At 71.2% G+C, this 2,507-nt stretch carries 3 protein-coding genes; all 3 read left to right on the top strand.

The window, feature by feature from the left end; translation table 11 throughout:
* Window positions 1-557, top strand: a 557-nt coding sequence (locus tag ACOADB_RS11320; RefSeq protein ID WP_378598258.1) for a helix-turn-helix transcriptional regulator, incomplete at its 5' end; no start/stop codon positions are given.
* A 47-nt stretch (window positions 558-604) separates the two neighbouring features.
* Window positions 605-1,318: a class I SAM-dependent methyltransferase gene (locus ACOADB_RS11325; RefSeq protein ID WP_378598260.1), complete on the top strand. Its 714-nt coding sequence runs from the start codon at window positions 605-607 to the stop codon at window positions 1,316-1,318.
* Window positions 1,319-1,365: 47 nt separating this feature from the next.
* On the top strand, window positions 1,366-2,507 hold a 1,142-nt coding region (locus tag ACOADB_RS11330; RefSeq protein ID WP_378598262.1), incomplete at its 3' end, for a cellulase family glycosylhydrolase.

Below are 2,507 nucleotides of genomic sequence, written 5' to 3' on the forward strand. Positions count from 1 at the left end.
TGACGACCGGGCTGCGTGCCGCCGCGGCACGAACCTTCGTCGATCCCCGCGAGGACCTGGTGCCGCTGGAGCCGGGCATCGTGCTGCTCGACGACGACCTCCAGGTCCGGTCGCAGACCGATGCCGCCGCCGAGGCGCTGCTCCGCCTGCTGCCGCCGGAGGAACCGGTCCCGCCCGTACCCGCGGCGGCGTACAACGTCGGCGCGGCACTGCTCGCTCGCGAAGGGGCAGCCCGACCGTGGGAGCCCTCGGCCCGGGTGCACCTCGGAGCGAACCGCTGGGTCAGCGTGCGCGCGGCCCGGTTGGGTGCGGACATCGCGGTGTCGATCGGCCCGGCCACGGGCGCGGAGCGGACCGACCTCTTGGCGCGGGTGCACGGACTGTCCCCGCGGGAGACCGAGGTGCTCGGGCTGGCCGTGCACGGACTGGACTCGCGGGCCATCGCCGAGCGCCTGACCATCGCCCCGACGACCGCCGAGGACCACCTCCGCGCGCTCCTCGCGAAGACCGGCGCCGGGTCGCGCCAGGTCCTCCTGTCGCGCGCGCTCGGAATCTGACCGTGGCCCCTTGACTTCAGGTTGACCTGAAACGGGACAGTGTTCCCATGCGCCATCGCGAACACAGGCACGATCACCCGCACGACCACGAGCACTCGCACGACGAGGACCTCGAGACCCTCCGGCAGGCACTGAGCGCCGAGGCCTGGAACGAGCGGTACTCCGGCAGCGACCGCGTCTGGAGCGGCAAGCCCAACCAGCGCCTGGTCGAGCAGGCCATCGACCTCGATCCCGGGACCGCGCTCGACGTGGCCTGCGGCGAGGGCGGCGATGCCATCTGGCTGGCCCGGCAGGGTTGGGAGGTCACGGCTGTCGACGTCTCGGAGGTCGCCCTGGAGAAGGTCGCCACCCACGCGGAGGACGCCGGCGTCTCCAGTCACATCAAGATCGGCCTGTACGACGCCCTGCGCGACCCGCGCCCTGCGGGCCACCGCACCTTCGACCTCGTGACCGTGAGCTTCCTGCACGTCCCGATCCCCGACTTCACCGACATCTACCGCGGCATCGCCGAGGCGGTCGCTCCCGGCGGCCGGTTGCTGGTCACCGCACACCACCCTCACGACGTCGACTCGGGCGCCCGCCACTCGCACGGCGACGGGTTGCTGTTCGAGCCCGAGCGGGTGCTCGAGGCGCTCGGCGTGGATGCCAGCGACTCGCCGTGGACGGTGGAGGTCGCCGAGACGCAGGACCGTGAGCAGGCGATGCCCGAGGGCCCGATGAACGTGCGTGACACCGTGGTGCGACTGCGCCGCGCGGGTTGAGGACCGGCCCGAGGGTCACCTTCCTGCGGCCGCGTCGTTGAACGAGCGTGCGAACTGGAACACGTTCTATCGTCCTGGCGGCTGCGGTCGCCCTGCTCGCCGGCGCACTGACGGGCCTCAGCCCGGCGCGCGCCCAGGAGTCGGCACCGCTCGCGCAGCCAGCGGTCGTCGTACCGGCTCAGGCGGAAGCGGAGCCGGACCCCGTTCCCCAGCTGCGTCGCCAGGGGCGCTGGCTGGTGGACGAGCACGGACGGGTCGTCATCGTGCACGGCTTCAACCTGGTCTGGAAGCTCGATCCGTACGTGCCACCGGACACCGCGGAGGGCTTCACCGAGGCCGACGCTGCGTGGCTCGCGCAGTACGGGTTCAACGGCGTACGGCTCGGCACCCTGTGGGCAGGACTGACACCGGACGCTCCCGGCGTCGGCGACCCGGCGTACCGCGACGGATGGCAGCGGGTGATGGACCTGCTCGCCGACCGCGGCATCTGGATGCAGCTCGACATGCACCAGGACCAGTGGCACGAGACCTACGGCGGCGAGGGCGTGCCGGACTGGGCGCTGCACCGGCCGAAGCTGTTGAGCCTGCTGCCGCCGGTCAACCTGCCGTTCCCGATGGGCTACTGGACGCCGGAGAACTCACTGGTCTTCGACGAGTTCTGGGCCAACAAGCACCACGGTGTGGACGACTGGGCAGCGGCGTGGCAGGTCGCGGCGGGTTGGTGGAAGGACCAGCCGCACCTGATGGGCTACGACCTGATGAACGAGCCGTGGATGGGCCTGGAGTGGCTCGCGTGCTTCACCGGCGGCTGCGAGAACGCCTACGTCAGGGAGCTCCAGCCGGCCTTCGAGAAGGTCACCCGGGCCATCCGCCAGGTCGACCCCGACAACGTCGTCTGGTGGGAACCCCAGCAGCTCGCAGCCGGCCGGCAGGTACCGACCTACCTCCAGCCGATGGCGGGGGAGGACCAGCTCGGCTACTCGTGGCACAACTACTGCCAGGACGTGTTCCTGGAGTCGCAGGGCCTGCCCTTCGGCAACGTGGAGAACTGCTGGAAGTTCAGCCAGGAACGGACGACGACCGCGCTCGCCCAGGCCCGGAAGATCAACGCCGCCCCGATGATGAGCGAGTGGGGAGCCACCGACAACCTGCGCGCGATCGAGATCGACGCCGCGGTGGCCGACCGGAA

The sequence above is a fragment of the Nocardioides sp. CPCC 206348 genome (assembly GCF_048654705.1).
Taxonomy (GTDB): Bacteria; Actinomycetota; Actinomycetes; order Propionibacteriales; family Nocardioidaceae; genus Nocardioides.

Excerpts from the sequence above, each read along its gene's own strand:
- ACOADB_RS11325 (WP_378598260.1), top strand. The coding sequence starts at position 605 with ATGCGCCATCGCGAACACAGGCACGATCACCCGCACGACCACGAGCAC.